Below are 22,121 nucleotides of genomic sequence, written 5' to 3'. Positions count from 1 at the left end.
TTTTGTCAACGCCAGCCGGCGTCGATCCAGTATTCGTGACCGGTGCACAGCGAGGCGTCGTCCGAGGCCAGGAACAGCACCAGCGAGGCGACGTGATCCGGCAGGATGCGGCCCTTCAGGCATTGGGCGGCCACGATCTCGGCCTCGCCTTCGGGGGTGTACCACTTCTCCTGGCGCTTGGTCTTGACGTTGCCCGGCACCACGCAGGTGACGCGGATGTCGTCGGGGCCCAGCTCGCGAGCGAGGGCGCGGGTCATACCCTCGATGCCGGCCTTGGCGGTTTCGTAGAGGACGAGGTCTTCAAGACCCAGGTGCCAGCTGATCGAGCCGAAGTTGATGATGGCGCCGCCGCCGCGCTTCTTCATGCCCTCGGCCACGGCCTGGGCCGCGAACACCATGTGGCGCAGGTTCACGCCGATCCGGTTGTCCCAGTAGGCGGGGGTCAGGTCGGCCAGGCTGTGGCGGTCGTCGTTGCCGGCGTTGTTGACCAGCACGTCGACGTCGCCGATCTCGGCGAACACCGCCTTCAGCGCGTCGATGTCCATCAGGTCGCAGCGCTTGTAGACCGGCGCGATGGCCGCGTCCTTCGACAGCTCGGCGACCAGGGCTTGCGAGTCCGCGTCGACGATGTCGAGGAAGATCACCTCGGCGCCCTGGCGCACGAAGCCGGCGACGAGGCCGGCGCCGATGCCCGAACCGCCGCCGGTGATGACGACGCGCTTGCCCTTCAGGCTGGGATAGATGGCTGAGGACATGCTGCTTACGACCACGAGTAGGAGGTTTTTGTCTGGGTGAAGAACTCGACGGCGGCGAAGCCCTGTTCGCGCGCGCCGTACGAGCTGCTCTTCGTGCCGCCGAACGGCACGTGGTAGTCGACGCCGGCCGTGGCCAGGTTGACCATGGTCATGCCGGCCTTGGCGTGACGCTGGAAGTGGCGGGCGTACTTCAGCGAGGTCGTGGCGATGCCGGCCGACAGGCCAAACTCGACGCCGTTGGCGATCTCCAGGGCCTCTTCGTAAGACTTGACCCGGATGGTCGAGGCGACGGGGCCGAAGACCTCCTCGTTGTTGATCCGCATGCCGGCTTCGGTGTCGGCGATCAGGGTCGGCTGCACGTACCAGCCCGGATTGTCGAGCTTCAGGCGACCGCCGCCGGTCACGACGCGACCGCCTTCGCCGGTGGCGATGTCGATGTACTTGTAGCTCGTCTCCATCTGGTCTTCGGAGACGGCCGGCCCGATCTGGGTGTTGGGATCCAAGGCGTCGCCAACACGGAGCGCGGCGACCTTCTCGGCCAGCAGGGCCAAGAACTTGTCGTGGATCCCGTCCTGGACGATGAGGCGCGAGCTGGCGGTGCAGCGCTGGCCGGTGGCGTAGAACGAGCCGTCCAGAGCGATGGCGACGGCGCGCTCGAGGTCGGCGTCGTCCAGGATGATCAGCGGGTTCTTGCCGCCCATCTCCAGCTGCACGCGGGCCTGGCGCGCCATGGCGGCGGCGGCGACCTGCGCGCCCACGCCCTGCGAGCCGGTGAACGAGATCCCGTCCACGTCCTTGTGCTTGATCAGCACGTCGCCCATCGAGCCGCGGCCGAACAGCATGTTGAACACGCCCGCGGGCGCGCCGCACTCCTGCATGATGTCGGCGATGACGTTGGCGGTGGCCGGGGTCGGGCCGGCCGGCTTGATCACCACGGTGTTGCCGAAGGCGAGCGCGGGCGCGGCCTTCCAGGCCGGGATGGCGATCGGGAAGTTCCACGGCGTGATCAGGCCAAACACGCCGACGGCTTGACGATAGGTCTGGACCTCGACGCCCGGACGGGTGCTTTCCAGGTTCTGGCCGTGACGGCGCAGGGCCTCGCCGGCGAAGTACTTGAAGATGCGGCCGGCGCGGACGGTTTCGCCGATGCCCTCGGCTAGCGTCTTGCCCTCTTCTCGGGCGAGCAGGCGGCCGATGTCAGCGCTGCGGGCGATGATGGTCGAGCCGACCTTGTCCAAGAGGTCCGAGCGGACTTCCGGCGAGGCTTCCGACCAGCTTGGGAAAGCCTTCTTGGCCGCGTCGACGGCGGCGTCGACCTCGGCCTGGCCGCCCATCGGCACCTTGGCGACGACGTCGTTGGTGTTGGACGGGTTCAGGCTCTCGGCCGGGGCGTCGGCCGCGACGCGTTCGCCGCCGATATAGTGGCGCAGGGTGTCGGTCATGCCGATGATCCTTCGATTACAGCAGGCCGCGGCCGGCCAGGTTGCGGATCAGGGCCGACAGGCCGAACGTCCACGGCTTGGCCTTGTCGCAGGTGGTGACCTCGTTCTCGAGCACGCCCAGCTTGGCGGTCGAGACGCGGACGCGGTCGCCGACCTTGTGGGTGAAGCCCTGGCCGGGGGTGTCGCGGTCCTGGATCGGGGCGAACATGGTGCCCAGGAACAGGGCGAAGCCGTCTGGATACTGGTGCTGCTTGCCGAACGCCTGCCCCGCGAGGACAGCGGGATCGCGGCTGATCAGGCTCATGTTCGACTTGCCGTCGAGCACGAAGTTGTCGCGGCCGGTGATCTTCAGCTCGACCTCGGCCGAGCGGACGTCGTCCAGGCTGAAGGTCTCGTCGAACAGGCGGAAGAACGGACCGATGGCGCACGAGGCGTTGTTGTCCTTGGCCTTGCTGAGGAGCAAGGCGCTGCGGCCTTCGAAGTCGCGCAGGTTGACGTCGTTGCCCAGCGAGGCGCCGCGGATCTGGCCCGAACCGTCGCACAGCAGCACGACTTCCGGCTCGGGGTTGTTCCAGTGGCTGTCATAGCGGACGCCGACATGGTCGCCCCAGCCCATCGAGGACAGGGTCGGACCCTTGGTGAAGATCTCGGCGTCGGGGCCGATGGCGACTTCCAGGTACTGCGACCAGAGGCCGTCCTTGATCAGAGTCTGCTTCAGGCGTTCGGCGCCCTCCGAGCCGGGATTCACGCTCTTGAGATCGCCGCCCATGCTGGCCGACAGCTGCTCGCGGATCTTCAGGGCGGCGGCGGCGTCGCCGCGGGCGCGCTCCTCGATCACCCGCTCCAGGGTCGAGACGGCGAAGGTCACGCCGGCGGCCTTCAGCACCTGCAGGTCGACCGGGGCCAGCAGCTTCACGGGCGCGGCGCCCTCGGGGTCTTCCCAGACCGGGCGGATGTCGAGGTCTTCGAGCGGGCCCTTGTCCTCGCCGCGCGGCAGGGGGGCGCCGGGCTGGAAGGCGTTCATCAGGTCGGCGACGGTCGGCGCGACCTTGGACATGTCCTCGACGCGGCCGCCGCGCACCAGCACGGGCGTCGGGCCTTCGCCGAAGTCGATGCGGCCCAGCAGGGTCGCGTTTTTCCAGTCTTCCGGAAGGAATTCGCTTACGCCCACGGCGTCGTCTCCCCTTTGCCGAGCGTCTGCACACGCCGAAACCGTCGGCGGCGCTCGTTGGTCGAAAGCTTGGTAGCGCTAACATGTAGCGGCTGCAAGCACGTTGTCAGACCAATAGGGGAAGAGGTCCGAAATCCCTCTCTCTTTGAGAGAGGGAGGGGCCCGCCGCGTAGCGGTGGGAGGGTGAGTGGTTACGCCCTCACCGTCCTTATCCGAGAGTCTTTGCGAGCCCTGAACCGTCCTACCCACTCACCCTCCCACGCTTCGCGCGGGCCCCGCCCTCTTCCGGCGGGAGAGGGGATTATTCGCTCACCGGCCCGCTGGAGTCCCGCACGATCAGCGTGTGCGGGTGCGTCAGCTGGCGGGGCTCGCCGCCGCCGTCGCGGTGGCGGCGGATTTCCTCCAGCACCAGATCCACGGCCGCGCGGGCCATGGCGGCGATCGGCTGGTGGACCGTGGTCAGGGGCGGCCAGATGTTGTCGGCGATCGAGGTGTCGTCGAAGCCGACGATCGAGACGTCGCCCGGCACGTCCAGGCCCAGGCGATGGGCGACGCCGGCCGTCGCGGCGGCCATGTCGTCGTTGGCCGCGAAGATCGCGGTCGGACGCGGCTCGACCGCCAGCAGCCGTTCGGCCGCCTCCAGGCCCGAGCGATAGGTGAAGTAACCCTGCTCGACCAGGATGTCCTTGTCGGGGATGCCGGCGGCCTTCAGCGCCGCCAGGAAGCCGTCCAGCCGCTGCTGGCTGACGGTCTGGTTCGGGTGGCCCTTGATGAAGCCGAAGCGCTTGTGGCCCAGCGCCAGCAGATGCTGGGTCAGCTCCAGGGCGGCGGTTTCGTTGTCGATGCGGATGGTGGCCATGTCGGCGCTGGCCATGCCCGGGGCGACGGCCACGGCGGCGGCGCCGGCGGCCTTGACCTCGGCCAGGACCTGCGGGGACTCGCACAGCGGCGGCGGCAGGATCAGGCCGTCTACGCCGGTCTTCAGCAGCCGGGCCAACGTGGCGCCCGCCAGTTCGGGCTCGGCGCACTTCTCGATGACGATCTGCGAGCCGGTGCGGCTGCTCTCGTCCAGGGCGCCGACCAGGAACTCCGACAGATAGCCGGTCGAGGGATTGTCGTAGAGCAGGCCGATGCGGAACGGCGCGCTGCCGGCCAGGCTGCGGGCGGCGGGATTGGGGGCGTAGTTGAGCTCGGCGATGGCCTTCTCGACCAGGACGCGCGTCTCTTCCTTGACAGTGCTCTCGCGATTGATGACGCGCGAGACGGTCATCGGCGAGACCCCGGCGCGGGCGGCGACGTCGCGGATCGTGGCGCTCTGGGTCGTGCGACGACGCTGGCGCTCAGGCGGTTGGCTCATTCTTGTAGTGTCCCTATGCGGGCGGGACACTAGACCGGTTCGGGCGCAGCTTGGAAGAGCGGGGCCGTGATCGCGCGAGCGTGGCCCTAGTAGACGTCCCGGCGATAGAGGCCCTCGTCGATCAGCCGCTCGACCGTCTCCGCGCCGAGGACGTCGACAAGCGCCGCATGGACCGCGCCCGCCATGCCGTCCAGCGACCCGCAGACATAGATCGCCGCGCCCTGCGCCACCCACTGGCGCAGGGTGTCCGCCGCCGCGCGCAGGCGGTGCTGGACGTAGAGCCGCTCGGCCTGGTCGCGCGAGAAGGCCAAGTCCAGCCGCTCCAGCGCCCCGGAGGCGGCCCAGCCTTCGATCTCGTCTTGCAGGAAATAGTCATGGGCGGCGGTGCGCTCGCCGAACACCAGCCAGTTGCGCGTCGCGCCGGCGGCGATCCGGGCCTTCAGGTGGGCGCGCAGGCCCGCCAGCCCTGTGCCCGCGCCCACCAAGATCAGCGGCCGCGCCGGATCGGGCGCGTGGAAGCTGCGGTTGGTCCGCACGCGGGCGTCGATCGGTCCCCCCACCTCGGCGAACCGGCACAGCCAGCCCGACCCCAGGCCCGGCTGGCCGTCGGCGCGGACCGCCAGACGAACGATCAGCTCGACGCCGCCGTCGGCGGGCAGGGAGGCGATCGAGTATTCGCGATGCGGCAGCGCCGGATCGTTGCGCGGGCCGATCTCCAGGATATCGCCGGCCCGCCAGGTCGCGCCGTCGCCTACGGACGGGGCGGGCGGCGTCAGGCGGATGCGCCAGGCCTCGCCGCCGGGACTGCCGGGGTTCAGGTGCTCGCGGGCGGCAAGCGTCCAGCGGCCATAGGCCGGGCGGCTCCAGTCGGGCGCGTCGGTGACGCCGGTCAGGATCGCGAGCTTGCCCTGCCAGTGGCGCAGCGCCGCTGGGTCGCCGTCGTCGACCTCTACGCGGTCGAACAGGGGCTGAGCGCCGGCGTGGGCCAGCCAGGCGTCCAGCGTGCGGCCGAACACGCAGTAGTGCGTGTAGGTGGAGTCGCCCAGCGCCAGGACGCCGTAGCGCAGGGCCGAAAGGTCGGCGCCGTCCTTCATCACGTCGCGGATGAACGCGCGCGCGCTGTCGGGCGCGTCGCCTTCGCCGGTGGTGCTGACGACGAACAGGGCGCGGCCGGAGAGGTCGGCGGCGGTGACGGCCGACAACTCGCGCAGGGTCACGGGCGCGCCGGCGTCGGACAGGGCCTTGGCGGTGGCGGCGGCCAGCTCCTCGGCGAAACCGGTCTGGCTGGCGTAGGCGACCAGCACGGGTTCGCCGGCCCCTTGCGACAGCGCCTCGGCGGCCTGGCGCGCGGCGCGGCGGCGCAGGGCCTCGCGCAGGGCGATCCCACCGCAGAACAGGGCGTAGGCCCCGGCGACGGCGCCGGCTTCCAGCAGGCGGCGGACCTCGGGCGAGAAGGCGGAGAGGTCGGGCATCAGTCCAGCATGGCTCGCAGCGCGGGCGACAGGCGTTCTTCCAGCCCGCCGGACGCGGCGCGGCTGACGATCAGGGCCGCGAGGTCGTGTTTCGCCGCGAAGGCGAGCGCGGCGTCGGGTGCCATCACGGTCAGGGCCGTGGCCCAGGCGTCGGCGCTCATGCAGTCTTTGGCCAGCACCGTGACGCTGACGGTCGCGTGCGTCACCGGCGCGCCGGTGGCGGGGTCCAGGGTGTGGGCGTAGCGCCGACCCTCGTGGTCGAAGAAGCGGCGGTAGTCGCCGGAGGTGGCGATGGCGAGATCGTGCAGGGCGACGACGGTCTTCTCGGCGTCGTTGGCGCTGGGAGGCCGTTCCAGCTCGACCCACCAGGGCTGGCCGTCCGGCTTGGCGCCGGTCCCGCGCAGCTCGCCGCCGACCTCGACGAGGTAGCTCTTCACCCCGGCCTTATCGAGCGCGGCGGCCGCCTGGTCGACGCCGAAGCCCTTGGCGATCCCGTTGAGGTCGAGACGAAGGCCGCCCGGCTGGAACAGGGCCTCGCCGTCAAGCGTCAGGCGCTTCCAGCCGCCGGCCTCGCGCAGGGCGGCGACGGCGTCGCGTTCGGGGGGCGCGCCGGAGAAGGGGCGGGGGCCAAAGCCCCACAGGTCGGTCAGGGCGCCGAGCGTCGGGTCGAAGGCGCCGTCGCTGGCCTCGGCGACTTCGATCGCGCGGCGCAGCACCGTCAGCGTGGCCTCGGGCAGGCGGATCCAGCCGCCAGCCGGCGCGCGGTTGTAGCGCGACAGGTCCGACAGCGGCGCCCAGGGGCTCATCTGGGTCACCACGGCGTCCAGCGCGCGCTGGACCATGGCCTCGAGCGCGGGAAGGTCAACGGTCGCCGGCAGCACCGCCTTGGCCGACCAGGTCGTGCCCATGGTCGCGCCGCCGAACGCGCGGACGCTTCCGCCGACGGGGCGGGCGGGCGGCGTGGTCAGGGCGGGGACGAGGACGCGGGGCATGGCTTTTCAGAAACAGAAAAAAGCCGTGTCATCCCGGCCGCAGCGAAGCGGAGAGCCGGGACCCAGGAGCGGCGGCACCGGGCTTGGCCCCTGGGTCCCGGGTCGGCTACGCCGCCCGGGATGACACGGCTGTTTGAGGGTTAAGGCCGCTGGGCTTCGATGACGGCGGTATAGCTGGCGCTAACGCCGTTGCCGGCCAGCGGCGTGGCGGGGCCTTGCGGGGCCGCGCCGGGCGCGCCCGGGCCTCCGGGACCACCCGGGCCGCCCATGCCGGGGCCTCCAGGACCGCGGCCGGTCTCGCCGGAGCGGACCGTGGCGTTGACCCAGTACATGCCGGCTTCCGGCAGGGTGAACTTCACCGCGCCGTCGGCGCCGGTCTTGACCTTGATCTCGCCGGGCGTGGCGCGCCAGCGGGCGCCGCCGGGGATGAAGGTGACTTCCAGGTCGGCGGCGGGCTTGCCGTCCAGCACGAACTTGAAGGTCGCCGGCTCGGTGGCCACCACGTCGGTCGGATTGGTCACCGGGACCAGCTCCAGGCCCTTGCCGGTCGGGGCCAGGGCGCCGGCCGAGGGCTTGTCGCGGGTCACGAAGGTCTCGTTGCGGCTGGCCATCTTGATGGTCTTCAGGTCGGCGGCGCCGGCCGGGACCTGCTTGGCGAAGTCCTCGGCCGAACCCCGGAAGCGCTTGACCTCGCCGTTCTCGGTCCAGCTGGCCATGACCGAGTTGCTGGCGGTGAAGATCTTGTAGGTTCCCGGCTTGGTCAGCTGGACGTCGAAGGTCGAGCGGTACTGGCCGGTCGAGGCGTTCTGGATCTTGTCGGCCGCGCCGTCCGGACCCAGGACCTGGACGCCGTCGGGGCGCATCGGGCGGTGGTCGGGATAGAACAGCTCGTTGGAGATGGCCGCGTCGACCGTCACCCAGGCGTTGTCGCCCGACAGGGTGGTGAAGGCCGGCAGCAGCCAGCCCCGGTGGGCCGAGGCCGACATCGGCAGGGCCAGGGCCACGCCACCAATCAGCAGGGGGGCGGCGACGGCGAGAAGGCGCTTCTTGAAGGTCATGGCTTTTCTCACTTCACGGAAACGGTGACGGCGCCGAGTTCGGCGGAACCCTTGGCGGTGGCGGGCTTGCCCGGCTTGCCCCAGGTGAAGGGCACGCGGACGGCCTCGTGGCCGCCGACTTCGCGAGCGGCCTCGACGACCAGGTTGTACTGGCCGGGCTTGAGGTCCTTCAGCGCGCCCTTGGAGCCGGCGAAGACCAGCTTCTGCGGGCCCGGCGCGCGGGTCGCGCCGCTGATCCCGTCGGCGGGGAAGCTCATTTCGCGGCCCGCCTTGCGCCACCACTGGCGCATGTCCTTCAGCCACTTGGCGCCGTGGTCTTCCTTGTTGTCGGCGTCGTACCAGACCGCCAGGGTGCCGGCGGCGCTGGCGTCGGCCGGGTTCTCGATCCAGATCGAGACGTAGGGCTTGTGGTATTCGGCGACCGACAGGCGCGGGATCTCGACCGTGACGTTGAGATCGGCGGCCAGGGCCGGGGCGCTCGCGACAGCGGCGCCGGCAAAGGTGAGCAGCGAAAGCTTGGACTTCACGGTGTCTGCCTCAAAGGTGGACGAACAGGATGACGAGGATGACCGGCGCGGCCAGGCCAAGGCCCACCAGGGGCCAGGTCAGGGGCCGCGCGCGGGCGTGGAACTGCAGCAGGATCAGGCCGGTGACCGTGAAGATCACGCAGGCTGCGGCGAAGATGTCGATGAACCAGCTCCAGGCCTTGCCCGAATTGCGGCCCTTGTGCAGGTCGTTGAGCAGGGAGACGACGCCGCGCGTCGTCTTCTCATGCTCGATCGCGCCGGTCTCGCGGTCGATCGACAGCCAGGCGTCGCCGCCCGGACGGGCCAGGGCGACATAGACCTCTTCCGGCGACCACTCGCCCTCGCGGCCGGCGACGTCGGCGCCGACGGCCTTGTCGAGGAAGGGCTCAAGCTGCACGGGCAGGGGGCGCTTGCCCTCTTCCGGACCCTTGGCCAGCACGGCCAGCAGCTCGGGCGGCAGGGTGGCCTTGCGGCTGACGACCTTGGGCTGGGCCTCGATCTGGCCGGCGTGGTTCAGGGTGATTCCGGTGACCGCGAAGGCCAGCATGCCGATCAGCGACACGGCCGCGCTGATCCAGTGCCACTGGTGCAGCTGCTTCAGCCAGAAGGAGCGGCGGTGCTGGTCGGCGGCGGACTTCACGGGCGTTCGAGGAACCTTGGCGATGGAGGCTCGTCCTTACTTGAGAACGAATTGCAATATCAAGCGCGAAGGCGAGCCACGCGCCGGATTATCGCTTTTCCGCATCTCAGGTGTCGATCGGATGTCGGAATGTCGCCGCGGCGTTACAGTCAAGCTTGGCCGTCGCGCGCGTCCGGCCGCCGGAAGGTGGCGACCAGCACGTCGCGGATCGCCGGCTGGCTCGGGTCGAGCGGGCGGATCGCGGTGACGCCGTGCAGCACCCGGTGGTCGTCGACGCAGACCATGTCGCCGGGCGCGGTCAGGGTGAAGGAGCCCAGGCTCGCTCCGTCGGGCGCATAGATGTCGGTGACGCCGCTGTCGACGTTGCGGCGGTCGACCAGCATGACCATCACCCAGTCGACGCCGTCGCGGTGCGCGCCCTCGGGCGTCGGTTGGCCCGCCATGTCGGCGCGGGCCTCGATGCGGAACTGATGCAGCTCGACGTGCCAGGCCGGCGGCGGATCGGTCGTCAGCGGCTGGAAGAGCTCAAGGCCCGCCGCGATCACGCCGCGCGTCACGGGGTGGTCGGCGATCGCCTCGGTCACCGGCTCGAACCAGCGCTGCACGCCGCCGTTCAGCGGGTTGTAGTCGCGGCTCTGCCAATGGGGCTGATGCGGTTTGCGGGCGACGCCGTCGGGCGAGACCGCGAAGGCGGCGAACCGCCGCCGGCGATAGCGGCCGCCGTCGGCCATGAAGCCGTCCAGCGGCAGGTCGTTCCAACTATCAGCGAACGTCTTGAAGCTTGTGGCCGCCTCGGCGCCGAGCAGCGCCAGGGTCTCGGGGCCCTCGAAGCGGACGAAACCGTCGGCGGCCAGCGCCTCGCGCGCGCTCACGCCACCGCGTCCGGCTTGAAGAAGAGGCCCAGCTTCAGGCTCTTGGCGATGCGTTCGGCCTTCTGGCCGATGATGGCGGCGCGAGGCGCATCGAACAGGTCGGCGCAGGTCTGATGGAACAGACCGAGCCAAGGCGTGAACAGGCCCTCGGTGATGCCCTCGACCGACTGGTGCGCGACCATCGGCTGGCCCTTGTAGCGACCGGAGGTGTTCAGCACCGACGACCAGAAGTCCTTCAGCGTGGCCAGGTGCTGGGGCCAGCCATCCTCGCCGATCGCCCTCTCGAAGATCGGGCCCAGGCGGTGGTGCTGGCGGACGCGCGCGTAGAAGGTCTCGACCAGCCGGTCGATCTCTTCGTCGGTGAACGGGGCGGCGTCGGCGCGAGCCTGGGCGCGGTCGGAAGCGGACATGGCCGCGATATGGGCCTTTACGCGCCGGGACTGAACCCCGGCGCGATCAAACTTGGCTTTCGATTGTTACTTAAGGACGCTAGCCCGGATGACCCGGAAACTGCTTGGCCTCGTCGCAGATGCCGTACCAGTCGGGCTTTTCCGCCACGAACTCGTGGAAGCGGTTGCGCACCTGCGGGTCGTCATCCAGCGCATGGGCGGCGATGGGGAACGTTTCGTCCTCGGAGAGGATCTCGCCCAAGGCCGTGCCGCAGACGCCGCAGAAGCACCGGCCGTACTTGTAGGGCGGCTCGGGCGCGTAGCGGATGACCGCTTCTCGACCGTTCAGCCATTTCAGCGTCGAGCGGGACACGATCACGAACGTGCTCGCGCCCACCTTGCGGCAGCGCGAGCAGTGGCAGGTGCCCATCATGCGGGGCGGTTCCAGCAGCTCGAACTTCACGCGGCCGCAGCAGCAACTTCCATGGATCGTCATTGATTCCTCCCGCGCGCAGGGTGGAGGAGCCACGAGCCAGGAACTGTCAGCAGGCTCGCGCCCCGGGCTGAGCGACCGGGGCGCTTGCCGGCCACGGTCACGCCACCGTCAGCGTGGCCTTCTTCAGGTCGACCGAGTTCGGGCCGACCAGGATCGAGAAGTCGCCCGGCTCGACGACGCGCTGCATGTCGAGGTTCCACATCCACAGGTCCGAGGGCTTGATCTCGAAGGTGACCGTGGTCTTGGCGCCGGGGGCCAGGGTGACGCGCTTGAAGTGCTTCAGCTCCAGCACCGGACGGGTGACCGTTGCGGTCTCGTCGTGGACGTAGAGCTGGACGACTTCATCGCCCGCCATCTTGCCGGTGTTGGTCACGTCGACCTCGACCTTGACGCTCTCGCCCTGGCCGATCCTGGCCTTGGCCAGGCGCGGGCCCGAGATGTCGAAGGTCGTGTACGACAGGCCGAAGCCGAACGGATAGAGCGGGGTGACGTCGCCGCCCAGATAGCCGCGACGGGCCGTGGGCTTGCGGTTGTAGTAGATCGGCAGCTGGCCGACGTTGCGGGCGATGCTGACCGGCAGCTTGCCGCCCGGATTGGCGCGGCCGAACAGCACGTCGGCGGCGGCGTTGCCGGTCTCCTGGCCCAGGTACCAGCCCTCGATGATGGCGTCGGCCCGCTCGGCCAAGAGGTTGATCGACAGCGGGCGGCCGTTCAGCAGGAACACCACGGTCGGCTTGCCCAGGTCGAAGATCGCCTTGGCCAGGTCGTTCTGCTGGCCGATCAAATCGAGGCTCTCGCGGTCGCCCAGGTGGTTGTCGGCCCAGGCCTCGCGGCTGGTCTGCTCGTTGTCGCCCAGCACCATGACGACCACGTCGGCCTTCTTGGCGACCTCGACGGCTTCGGCGATCAGCTTGGCGTTGACGGCCGGGTCGGTGAAATTGACCTTGTCCTGGGCCCAGATGCGCTGCTCGGTGATGCGCACGGCCTCGGCGTAGTCGAGGGCGAAGCCCTGGGCCTTGGCCTCGGCGGTCAGGCCCTCATAGATCGACACCACGTGGCGCGGCACGTCGGAGTAGCCGCCGATCGGCGTGTCCTTGGCGTGCGTGCCCAGAAGGGCCAGGCGCTTGATCTTCTTGCCGTCCAGCGGCAGCACGCCCTTATCGTTCTTCAAGAGCACGACGGCCTTGCGGGCGGCCTCGCGGGCCAGGGCGACGGCGTCCGGCGTCGCGGTCTTGGCGTCGGCGGTCTTCTCGTCGCAATAGGGGTTCTCGAACAGGCCGCCCTCGAACTTCATGGTCAGGACGCGGGCCACCGCGGCGTCGACCTCGAACTGCGGAATGCGGCCGGCCTTCACCAGCTCGGGGATCAGGGCGTAGGCCTCGCCGTCGGGCAGCTCGACGTCGACGCCAGCGTGCAGCGCGCGCACGGCGGTCTCGCCCAGGTCGTTGGTCAGCTTGTGGCGGCTGATCATCTCCTTGATGGCGAAGTAGTCGCTCTGGACCGAGCCCTTGTAGCCCCACTCCTCGCGCAGGATCTTGGTCAGCAGCCAGCGGCTGCCGTGCGAGGGCACCCCGTCGATCTCGTTGTAGCTGGGCATGACGGCGCGGACCGGCAGCTCCTTCACCGCGCGCTCGAACGGCGGGAAGAAGTTCTCGCGCAGGATGCGCTCGGAGATCTGGGCCGGGCCGACATTGGTGCCGTTCTCGGGCTGGCCGTGGCCGGTCATGTGCTTGAGGGTGACGAACACCTTGTCCTTGGCCAGCGGCAGCGTGCTGCCCTGGAAGCCGCGGATGGCCGCCAGGCCGATCTCGGCGCAGAGGTGCGGGTCTTCGCCGTAGGTCTCCTCGATCCGACCCCAGCGCGGGTCGCGAGCCACGTCGACGACGGGGGCCAGCGCCAGGTTCGAACCGCGGGCGCGCATCTCGCGGGCGGCGACGGCGAAGATCTTCTCGGTCAGATCGGTGTCGAAGGTCGAGGCCAGAGCGATGGCCTGCGGGAAGCTGGTCGCGTCGCGGGCGACATAGCCGTGTAGGGCCTCGTCGTGCATCAGCATCGGGATGCCCAGGCGCGTCTTCTCGACCGCCCACTTCTGGGCTGCGTTGGTGTAGCGGGCGGTTTCCTTGGCGTTGCGGTTGATCGCGCCGTCGTCGGCGCCGGCCGCCGCGCCGATCACCGTCACGGGCTTGGCGCCCTTGCGGTCGGACGGGCGCGAGATCTGGCCGAGGCCATTGGGGAAGTTCTTGCTGGCTTCTTCCGGCGAGAACTCGCCGTCGGGGGTCTGGATCTTGGACTTGGTCAGCCAGATGCCGATCAGCTGGGCGGCCTTTTCCTCCAGCGTCATGCGGCCGAGCAGGTCCTGGACGCGGGCGTCGATCGGCTGGGTCGGGTCCTTGTAGAGCGGCTTGCCGGCCGCGGAGGTCTTCGGGGCCTTGCTGGCGGTCTGGGCGAGGGCCGGCATGGCGGCGGCCGAGAGGGCGGCGAGGCTCGCGCCGAACAGGCGGCGGGTGATGGCGGTGGTCATCTGGTCGTTTCCCCGGGGCTACGCGGTTGGCGCGGCGGCTCTGGGGCCGCCTTCAGGCGGCACTATGGGGGCAGTTGTCTGACCACTCAAGCCGGAAATGTTACCGGTCTCATAGGTTGGGCGGAAATAACTGGCGCGCTCCTGAGAGCCCTTTGGCTGAGGGCAGGATCGGAGACGTGGGATCTCTCAAGCCGAAGCAAATCGAAATGTCCGCTCCGTTGATTACACAACTGCGTGCTGAGGTGGTTTCAGTCGCCGATCCTCATACTCACGAGGTTACGTGGTTTGCGGTATGGCGTTGGACAGGTGCTCCGAGCACTTGCTACGCCCGGCCTGAGCCGAGCGAACCAGGGGCCATCGATTGGACTGATCGCTGGAATCTCTCAACGCAAGCGGAAAGGGATCTGATGATCGGGAGGGGCATCGTGATCTGGGACGACCCACCTCACTTCCTGCGTTGGCCGTGACAAGAGCCTTCTTTGCGCCGCTAGTGCAGCGCGAAGCCTACGGCCGGCGGCGGGGCCGTCTGCGTCTCGTCCATCCACGCGGGCCAGACGGCCGTCGGCCAGCCGCCGATCACATATTGCGCGCGTACGATGCCCAGCCATTGCCGTAGGGGAGCGTTCAGCAGGGCCAGGCTGGCGCCCTGGTCGTCGCCCTCCGCCTTGAACACCAGGAGCACGCCGTCGGGGCCCGTCGCGATGTCGATGCTGGTCACGCAGCCGCCTTGGGTTTGCGCCGCGACGGGCGGTTCGGCCTCGAGCGCGGCCTCGGCGGCCTGCTGGGCGAACTCCTGCAGCAGCGCGTCGCCGCCTTGCTGCTCCAGCCACTCGACGAGGCGAGGGATCAGCACGCCCAGCATCCGCTGGGTCAGCCACAGCACCAGGGTCTCGCCCTCGGCCGTCTCGCCCGACAGGCGGATGCGGTCCTCGTTGACGACATACTGGGTGGTGACGCGCTGCAGCGCCTGGGGCGCGGGCGTGGGAAGCTCTTGGTCCATCGCCACGACAGATAGCCGCTCGCGGGGCCGCGCGCCAAGATCGCCGAGGATGGGGGGAGAGGCCAGACGCGAAAAGGGCCCGCCGAGGGAGAGGGGGGTGGCGGGCCCTTGGTACGCGTTCAGAGGGAATGAACAGGCGGGAAGATGGCACAATCGCCGGCTTCCCGCCCTTCTGCATTTCGTCGCAGGCTGCGAGGCGTTCGCAGCCTATTTGCGCGGCGTCAGGATGTCGTCGAGGCGCGTGGGAACGCCGGCGATCTTCTCCAGGCGCGGGTAGCGCAGGCCGCCGCGATAGTCGATCTTGACGCTCTTGTAGCGCGAGCCGTCCTTGATCAGCAGCTCGACCAGCGGGTTCTCCGGCTTGGCCGCGGCGGTGACGGCGGCCTTCAGCTTGTCGCCGTCGAAGGCCTCGCCGTTGACGGCCACCACCGTCAGGCCCTGGATCAGGCCGGCCTTGAACGCCGGGCCGCCCCACTGGACGTCGCGGATCACGCCGTCCGAGCCCACGGTCAGGCCCAGGGAGTAGCTCAGCGCCGTGCTCTTGGAGCTGGTCTCCGACGCCTTCATGAACTCGTTGGGCGTGGTGGCGTAGACCAGCTTGTAGCCGCCGCGCTCCAGGCCATCCAGCGGGCCCTTCTCCTGCACCTCCTGGATGCGGGTCTTCAGGAAGCTGGCCCAGTCGTAAGGGTACACGCCGTTCAGCGTGCTGACCACGTCGTCGAACGTATAGGTGCGCGGCACGTAGGAGCCGTTGTCGACGCCGAAGAAGGCCTTGGCGAAGTCGTCCAGCGACTTCTTGCCGCCGGTCTTCTCGCGGATCAGCGTGTCGGCGTCGAGCCAGACCAGCAGGCCTTCGGAATAGTAGTCCTCGCTGCGCTGCCACGACAGCCACGACAGCGGCTTGCGGTTGGCGATGATCGGGTCGTTGGTGGTGTCCTGCACCGGACGCCAGTCGCGGCCGCGACGGTTGTCGTAGAGCGCGGCGGTGGCGGCGAACGAGTCCAGGGTCTGCTGCTTGGTCATCAGGCCCGAGCGCGCGGCCAGGACGTTGCCCCAGTACTGGGTCTGGCCCTCATAGACCCACATCATGCTGTCGCGCATCGGCACGTTGAGGTTGGGCGTCCACAGGTCGGCGGCGCGGCGGAACTTGCCGTTCCACGAGTGGGTGTATTCGTGGGGCAGCAGGGAGCGGCCGGTGAACTGCTTGTCCCAGTCGGTGAAGTACTTGGGCGAGACGCCGTTTTCGGAGCTGCGGTGGTGCTCCAGGCCGATGCCGCCCAGCTTTTCCGACATGGCGACCAGGAAGTCATAGTGGTCGTAGTGGTGCGAGCCGTACAGCTTGTAGGCCTGCTGGACGAGGTCCTTGTGGGCCTGGATCTGCTCGGGCTTGGCCTCGAGGTTCTCGGGGCTGTCGGCGACCAGGTTCAGGCGCACGGGGGCCGGGCCGGTCGGGTCGAGGTCGATCGACTTGAAGTACTTGCCGGCGAAGATCGGGCTGTCGACCAGGGTCTCGACCGTGGTCGGCTTGAAGGTCGTGACCTGGCCCTCGGTCTTGGCGGTCTCCAGCGCCGTGGCCAGCTTCCAGCCTTCCGGCAGCTTGACGCTGGCCTCGATCGGGATCTTCCGGGTGTAGTAGCCGGCCGGATACATGGTCACCTGCAGCCACTGCAGGTTCAGCATCTCGGGCGTGACCTGGATGCGGCCGATGCGGCTCTCGACGGCCGTCAGGAACTGGTAGCTGACCTGGATCTCGCTGACGCCGGCCGGCACGTCCACGTGGAAGGCGTGGACGTTGACGACGTCGCGCGTCCAGGGGATGCGCTTGCCGTTGGCCGTGACCACCAGGCCCGCCAGCTTGTCGAGGTCGTTGCGCGGCGAGTGGCCGCCCGGCACCCACTGCGGGTACAGGAACACGAAGTGGCCGGCCTTGCTGACCGGCATGGTGGTCGTGACGTTCCAGATCTTGCGGTCGATGTCGGTGGCGTCGACGGCCACCTTCAGCGCGCCGGCGTAGGGGACGTCCTTGGGCGCGGGGATGGGCGCGGTCGGGGCGGCCGACTCCGGCCAAGGCTGCGAGCCGATCGGGCTGGGGACCTGGGCCAGGGCGGCGGTGGCGGCCAGGGAAAGGACGGAGACGGAGAAGAACAGCGCTTTCACGAAACACCCCAATTGCGGCGCGCGGGCGTCCTCCCGCGGCGAGAAGCCGGGATGTTTGTGGCGTTAACCTCAGCTTGTCGAGGCCAAGTTGGCCTCCGCATGCGGAATATGGGGTCAGCGTTTCAGGGGTGAAACGAAGCTGCGGATTCGTAATCAAAAAGATGCTCCCCCGCGATGCGGGGGAGCTGTCACGGAGTGACAGAGGGGGCTGGCTGGAGATCGGACGGGCTAGCCCCCTCCGGCCCTCTGGGCCACCTCCCCCGCATCGCGGGGGAGGATCTTCGATCAGCCCAGCGGGTCGGACGAGGTCGGAACGGTCGTGGCGGTCGTCCCGGTCGTGCTCGTCCCGCGATCCAGGCGCAGGTTGTTCTGCACGTGGTCGACTCCCGAGACCGTCTCGGCGATGGCCTCGGCGCGCTTCTTGTCCTCGCGCGAGCGGACCGTGCCCGACAGGGTGACCTCGGACTCCTGGACCGTCACCTCGATGCCCTGGGCGTCCAGCCAGGCGTCGTCGGTCAGCCGGTCGTTGACGTCGTCGCGGATGCGCTCGTCCGAGCGGCGATAGCCCTTGGGGCCGCGGCCGCGATGCTCGCCGTCGGCCTGGCGGCGCTGGGTGGCGTCGCGGTCGCCCATCCACGAGGAGACCTCGTCGCGGGCCCGGTCGAACCAGGTGCGCTCTTCATCCTGCGGCCGCGTGCGGTCGGTGCGGCTGAACGAGCGATAGGGATTGTAGTCGCCATAGGCGCCCTCGCGGCCGTAGCGGTCCCGGTCGCGGTGCTCGAAATAGCGCGCGTCGCCATAGTCGGCGGTGCGGCTGGAATAGCCGCTCGACCCGTAGTCGCCGGTGGCGCCGCCGAAGTCGTGGCCGCCGACGCGGCCGAAGTCGCCGGGCTGGCGATAACCGCCGGCGCCCGCGCCGTAGTCGGCCCCGGAGCCGGTCCGGCCATAGCCGATATCGCCGCCCTGCTGGGCCGCGCGCAGGAACTGGCTCCCGCCCCGCTGCTTGTCGCTGCGATAGCCGTCGTCGGTGCGGTATCCGCCTTCGCTCCGATAGCTGTTGTCATAGGCCGGATCCCGGCGGCGGCTGGCGTCATAGCCATAGCCCCGGTCCTGGTCGAAGTCGGGCTCGACGTCGAAGCGGCCCTCGCGATCGTTCCACCGTTGCGGCATGGGTCTTCTCCCTGGCGTTCTGGACAAACGGGCGCGGCCTCGCTGTTGAGGACCGCGTCTCGGCCCTAAGAACGGGCGGGCGGCGAGCGACGTTCCTAAGGCGGCGCTTGGCCGGTTAATCTGTGGGTAACCTGTGGGGACTCGCGGTATGGCTTGGGACGAGGTCGTTGCGTCCGGTTCTGGCGACGCGCCTCGCCAGATAAGGTGTCCGGTTCAAGCCCGGACAGTTCCGCCCACTCGCAATGCGTTTCGACGACCGCTTCCTCGAAGAACTGAAGTCCCGCCTTCGCCCGTCCGACGTCGTCGGCAAGACGGTGAAGCTGCGGCGGCAGGGGCGCGAATATGCGGGGCTGTCGCCGTTCACCAAGGAAAAGAGCCCGTCGTTCTTCGTCAACGACGAGAAGGGCTTCTACCACTGCTTCTCCAGCGGCAAGCACGGCGACATCATCAGCTTCCTGCAGGAGACCGAGCGGCTGACCTTCGCCGAGGCCGTCGAGCGGCTGGCGGCCGAGGCCGGCATGAGTCTGCCCGAGGTCGATCCCCGCGCCGCCCGCGAGGAGCAGAAGCGCTCGTCGCTCGGCGACTGGATGGAGCTGGCGGCGGCCTGGTTCGAGGGCGAGCTGCGCCGACCCGGCGGCCAGGCCGCCCGCGCCTATCTGGAAAAGCGCGGCCTGCCCGAAAAGGAATGGAGCCGCTTCCGCATCGGCTTCGCGCCCAACAACCGCACGGGGCTGAAGGACTACCTGGTCGCCAAGGGCGCCAAGCCGGGCGACCTCGTCGACGCCGGGGTGCTGATCTCGCCCGAGGACGGTGGCCAGCCCTATGACCGCTTTCGCGACCGGATCATCTTTCCGATCACCGACAGCCGCGGGAAGGTCGTGTCGTTCGGCGGCCGCGCGATGGATCCGGCCGCCCGCGCCAAGTACCTGAACGGCCCCGAGACCAGCCTCTTCCACAAGGGGCGGGTGCTGTACGGCCTGTTCGAGGCCCGCAAGATCCTGCACGCCGGCCAGAGCGGCGGCGAGAAGCCGCCGATGGTGGTGGTCGAGGGCTATATGGACGTCATCGCCTGCCAGCGCGCCGGGATCCCGGCCGTGGCGGCCATGGGCACGGCCCTGACCGAGGAGCAGATGGAGGGCCTCTGGCGCCTGCATCCGACTCCAACCCTGTGCTTCGACGGCGACAAGGCCGGCCGCCGCGCCGCCGACCGCGCCATCGACCGCGCCCTGCCGCTGCTGAAGCCCGGCCGCTCGTTCCTGTTCTCGATGCCCGTGGGCGGCAAGGACCCGGACGACGTGCTGCGCGAGCAGGGGCCCGCCGCGCTGAAGGCCCAGCTCTCCGACACCAAGCCGTTCGTCGAGGCGCTGTTCGAGCGCGAGCGCGATCTCGAGCCGTTCGACACGCCCGAGCAGCGCACCAACCTGAAGGTCCGCCTGCGGACCCTGGCGGCGACCATCGCCGACAAGGATCTGGCCCACGCCTACAAGGAAGAGCTGCTCGACCGCCTGGACGAGATGCGCGCCGCGCGGCGCCAGGCCCAGACGCCCAGCGAGGCGGGCCGCACCATGGCCCGCGCGCGCTGGGACAACACGCCCCGGCGCGGCGGCAAGGGGCGGCTGGAAGGCTCCACCGCCGAGGGCCGCCAGGCCGCCGCCGCGCTGCAGCAGGCGCCGCGCCCGTTCTCGGCCGCCCTGCTGATCGCCGCGATCCGTGATCCCAAGGTCGTCGACGACCGGATCGAGGTGCTGATGAACCAGGGCTTCGGCGACCAGCGGCTGGACGCCATCGCCCAGGAGCTCGTGAACCTGCGCATGGACGCCGACCACGTCGAGACGGCCATGGTGCGCGGGCGACTGGCCTCGGCGGGCTATGACGACCAGACCCTGGCGGCGCTGGAGCGCTCGGCCGCCCATGTGAAGGCGCTCGACGCCGCCCAAAGCGCCGCCCAGAGCCCGGAGGATGCGATCCGCGGGCTGTGGTCCCAGGCCTTCGACCTGCTGCTGCGCCTGACGGCGCTGGAGCGGGCGGTGGACGACGCCAAGGCCGACCTCGCCGACGAGAGCGACTTCCAGACCCTGCTGCGGCTGAAGACCGAACGCGACGCGGTCAAGCGTCTGATCGACAGCGGCGGCTGGACGGATCCGGGCCTCGTGGCCCAGGTGCTGCACTAGGTTCGCTCTGATCCGATCTCCCCGGCGTTCGCCAGGGAGGTCGGGCGTAGGGGGCGAGCGGAACAATATGGCCGCGCCGCCGCCAAAACCGTGCGTCCCATCTTGACACCGGCGTCACCCACAGCCACATGCCGACTCAAGGATTTGCCAAGCAGCTGATTGACATCGCTCGGGCCGCCGGAGCGCGCGCCCTTATCGAAACAGGATGTCACCCTCGCCGCCGCCCCAAGTCCCTAGCGGTCGCCGATCCTTCGGGAGCAGCGTCAGACGCGCTTATCGCCTTATGTGTCTCCGACGGGTCTCTCGCGGAGCGTTCTTACGTGGCGGAAAAGCGCGGACGCACGTCCTGACGGGAACGTGATCGCTGGGTAAGCGCTGATCAAAGGCGCGGACGAGGCCGGCAAGCCTTTTCGATACGGATTTTTTCGGCGCGCGTCTTGCAGGACGAAGGCGGCGTCGATTGCGGAGAGCTTGATGAGCACCAATTCCCCGGCCGAGACGGAAGCGCCCGAAACCACCGGCGGTGACGGTCCCCTGCTCGACCTGACCGACGCCGGCGTCAAGAAGTTCATCAAGCAGGCGAAGGCCCGCGGCTACGTCACGATGGACGAGCTGAACAAGGTGCTGCCGTCGGAGGAGGTGTCGCCCGACGCCATCGAAGACACCCTGGCCATGCTCAGCGAGATGGGCGTCAACGTCGTCGAGGCCGAGGAAGACGCCGAGGGCGGCGAGGGCGGCGAGGTCGCGACCCGCGACGAGAACACCACCGTCATCACCAGCGACAAGCCGGCCGCCTACGACCGCACCGACGACCCCGTGCGCATGTACCTGCGCGAGATGGGCTCGGTGGAGCTGCTGTCGCGCGAGGGCGAAATCGCCATCGCCAAGCGGATCGAGGCCGGCCGCGACACCATGATCCGCGGCCTCTGCGAGTCGGCCCTGACCTTCGAAGCCATCATGGTGTGGCGCGAGGAGCTGGGCTCGGGCCGCATCCTGCTGCGTGAAGTGATCGACCTGGAAGCCACCTACGCCGCGATCAACGGCGTGGCCGCCGCGCCGGCCGCCGAGGACGACGACGGTCCGGCCGAGCCGATCGACGACGAGGCCGGCGAGGCCAAGCCCGAGGGCGCCGAGGGCGAGGACGAGGACGACTTCGACGACGGCGCCGGTCCGACCGTCAGCGCCATGGAAGGCGAGCTGCGCGAAGGCGTGATGGCCATCCTGGACGCCATCGCCAGCGAGTTCGAGAGCTTCCGCAAGCTGCAGGACAAGCTGGTCGGCAGCCGCCTGAAGGGCGAGGACCTGTCGGACGCCGACCGCAAGGCCTATGAAGGGCTGTCGGCGACGATCATCCAGCACCTGAAGACGCTGAAGCTGAACAACAACCGCATCGAGGCCCTGGTCGAGCAGCTCTATGCGATCAACAAGCGCCTGATCGGCCTGGAAGGCCGCCTGCTGCGCCTGGCCGACAGCTACGGCATCAGCCGCGCCGAGTTCCTGAAGGCTTATTTCGGCTCCGAGCTGAACCCCAACTGGGGTGAGCAGGTCAAGGCGATGGGCGTGCGCTGGACCAAGTTCGTCGAGAACGACAACAGCTCGATCAGCGACATCCGCCAGGAGATCGCCGCCCTGGCCACCGAGACCGGCGTGCCGATCGACGACTACCGCCGCATCGTCCAGACCGTGCAGAAGGGCGAGCGCGAGGCCCGTCAGGCCAAGAAGGAGATGGTCGAGGCCAACCTGCGTCTCGTGATCTCGATCGCCAAGAAGTACACCAACCGCGGCCTGCAGTTCCTGGACCTGATCCAGGAAGGCAACATCGGCCTGATGAAGGCCGTCGACAAGTTCGAGTACCGCCGCGGCTACAAGTTCTCGACCTACGCCACCTGGTGGATCCGTCAGGCCATCACCCGCTCGATCGCCGACCAGGC

Annotated in this window: 18 protein-coding genes; 2 read left to right on the top strand and 16 right to left on the bottom strand. The window is 69.3% G+C overall.

The features are described from left to right. Window positions 1–5: 5 nt before the first annotated feature. The 16 genes from xylB to DI526_RS16385 form a co-directional block, all read right to left on the bottom strand. Complete coding sequence (gene xylB, locus DI526_RS16460) at window positions 6–755, bottom strand: D-xylose 1-dehydrogenase (protein WP_304280278.1); 750 nt, start codon at window positions 753–755, stop codon at window positions 6–8. Window positions 756–760: 5 nt separating this feature from the next. Further along, a complete protein-coding gene (locus DI526_RS16455) occupies window positions 761–2,197 on the bottom strand; it encodes an aldehyde dehydrogenase family protein (protein WP_304280275.1) in 1,437 nt (478 codons plus the stop codon). Window positions 2,198–2,213: 16 nt separating this feature from the next. Further along, the gene (locus DI526_RS16450) at window positions 2,214–3,368 is read right to left on the bottom strand and encodes a fumarylacetoacetate hydrolase family protein (protein ID WP_304280272.1); all 1,155 of its coding nucleotides are present in this window, start codon (window positions 3,366–3,368) and stop codon (window positions 2,214–2,216) included. Window positions 3,369–3,669: 301 nt separating this feature from the next. Continuing rightward, window positions 3,670–4,725, bottom strand: coding sequence for a LacI family DNA-binding transcriptional regulator (locus tag DI526_RS16445; RefSeq protein ID WP_304280269.1), 1,056 nt, complete (start codon window positions 4,723–4,725; stop codon window positions 3,670–3,672). Window positions 4,726–4,811: 86 nt separating this feature from the next. Beyond that, window positions 4,812–6,197 carry a sulfite reductase subunit alpha gene (locus DI526_RS16440; RefSeq protein ID WP_304280267.1) on the bottom strand — a complete coding sequence of 462 codons (1,386 nt, stop codon included), beginning with the start codon at window positions 6,195–6,197 and terminating at the stop codon, window positions 4,812–4,814. Continuing rightward, the gene (locus tag DI526_RS16435; protein ID WP_304280265.1) at window positions 6,197–7,189 is read right to left on the bottom strand and encodes an FAD:protein FMN transferase; all 993 of its coding nucleotides are present in this window, start codon (window positions 7,187–7,189) and stop codon (window positions 6,197–6,199) included. Before DI526_RS16435 ends, DI526_RS16440 begins: the two co-directional genes overlap by 1 nt. A 140-nt stretch (window positions 7,190–7,329) precedes the next feature. After that, window positions 7,330–8,259, bottom strand: a complete 930-nt coding sequence (locus DI526_RS16430; protein ID WP_304280263.1) for a DUF4198 domain-containing protein — start codon at window positions 8,257–8,259, stop codon at window positions 7,330–7,332. Further along, window positions 8,256–8,774, bottom strand: coding sequence for a DUF2271 domain-containing protein (locus tag DI526_RS16425; protein WP_304280260.1), 519 nt, complete (start codon window positions 8,772–8,774; stop codon window positions 8,256–8,258). Before DI526_RS16425 ends, DI526_RS16430 begins: the two co-directional genes overlap by 4 nt. A gap of 10 nt (window positions 8,775–8,784) precedes the next feature. Further along, window positions 8,785–9,414 (bottom strand): PepSY-associated TM helix domain-containing protein, encoded by a 630-nt coding sequence (locus DI526_RS16420; protein WP_304280257.1) that lies wholly within the window; start codon window positions 9,412–9,414, stop codon window positions 8,785–8,787. Window positions 9,415–9,563: 149 nt separating this feature from the next. Next, window positions 9,564–10,286, bottom strand: coding sequence for a 2OG-Fe dioxygenase family protein (locus DI526_RS16415; protein WP_304280254.1), 723 nt, complete (start codon window positions 10,284–10,286; stop codon window positions 9,564–9,566). After that, entirely contained in the window at window positions 10,283–10,696 is a 414-nt protein-coding gene (locus DI526_RS16410) for a group III truncated hemoglobin (protein WP_304280252.1), read from the bottom strand. The genes DI526_RS16415 and DI526_RS16410 overlap by 4 nt, the downstream gene beginning before the upstream one ends. A gap of 79 nt (window positions 10,697–10,775) precedes the next feature. Next, a complete protein-coding gene (locus DI526_RS16405; protein ID WP_304280249.1) occupies window positions 10,776–11,171 on the bottom strand; it encodes a GFA family protein in 396 nt (131 codons plus the stop codon). 97 nt (window positions 11,172–11,268) lie between these two features. After that, window positions 11,269–13,692: a glycoside hydrolase family 3 N-terminal domain-containing protein gene (locus DI526_RS16400; RefSeq protein WP_304280246.1), complete on the bottom strand. Its 2,424-nt coding sequence runs from the start codon at window positions 13,690–13,692 to the stop codon at window positions 11,269–11,271. A gap of 487 nt (window positions 13,693–14,179) precedes the next feature. Further along, the gene (locus tag DI526_RS16395) at window positions 14,180–14,692 is read right to left on the bottom strand and encodes a hypothetical protein (RefSeq protein WP_304280302.1); all 513 of its coding nucleotides are present in this window, start codon (window positions 14,690–14,692) and stop codon (window positions 14,180–14,182) included. 207 nt (window positions 14,693–14,899) lie between these two features. Next, entirely contained in the window at window positions 14,900–16,861 is a 1,962-nt protein-coding gene (locus DI526_RS16390) for a M61 family metallopeptidase (protein ID WP_304280243.1), read from the bottom strand. Between the two features lie 273 nt (window positions 16,862–17,134). Continuing rightward, window positions 17,135–18,019 carry a BON domain-containing protein gene (locus tag DI526_RS16385; protein ID WP_304280240.1) on the bottom strand — a complete coding sequence of 295 codons (885 nt, stop codon included), beginning with the start codon at window positions 18,017–18,019 and terminating at the stop codon, window positions 17,135–17,137. A gap of 242 nt (window positions 18,020–18,261) precedes the next feature. On the opposite strand from DI526_RS16385, the gene dnaG reads away from it, so the two are divergent. Then, window positions 18,262–20,190, top strand: a complete 1,929-nt coding sequence (gene dnaG / locus DI526_RS16380; RefSeq protein WP_304280237.1) for a DNA primase — start codon at window positions 18,262–18,264, stop codon at window positions 20,188–20,190. A gap of 474 nt (window positions 20,191–20,664) precedes the next feature. Then, a partial coding sequence (locus DI526_RS16375) for a sigma-70 family RNA polymerase sigma factor (RefSeq protein WP_304280235.1) occupies window positions 20,665–22,121 on the top strand: 1,457 nt, incomplete at its 3' end.

Source organism: Caulobacter segnis, from assembly GCF_003243465.1.
Taxonomy (GTDB): Bacteria; Pseudomonadota; Alphaproteobacteria; order Caulobacterales; family Caulobacteraceae; genus Caulobacter; species Caulobacter segnis_A.
This window is presented reverse-complemented; position numbering and strand designations above follow the sequence as displayed.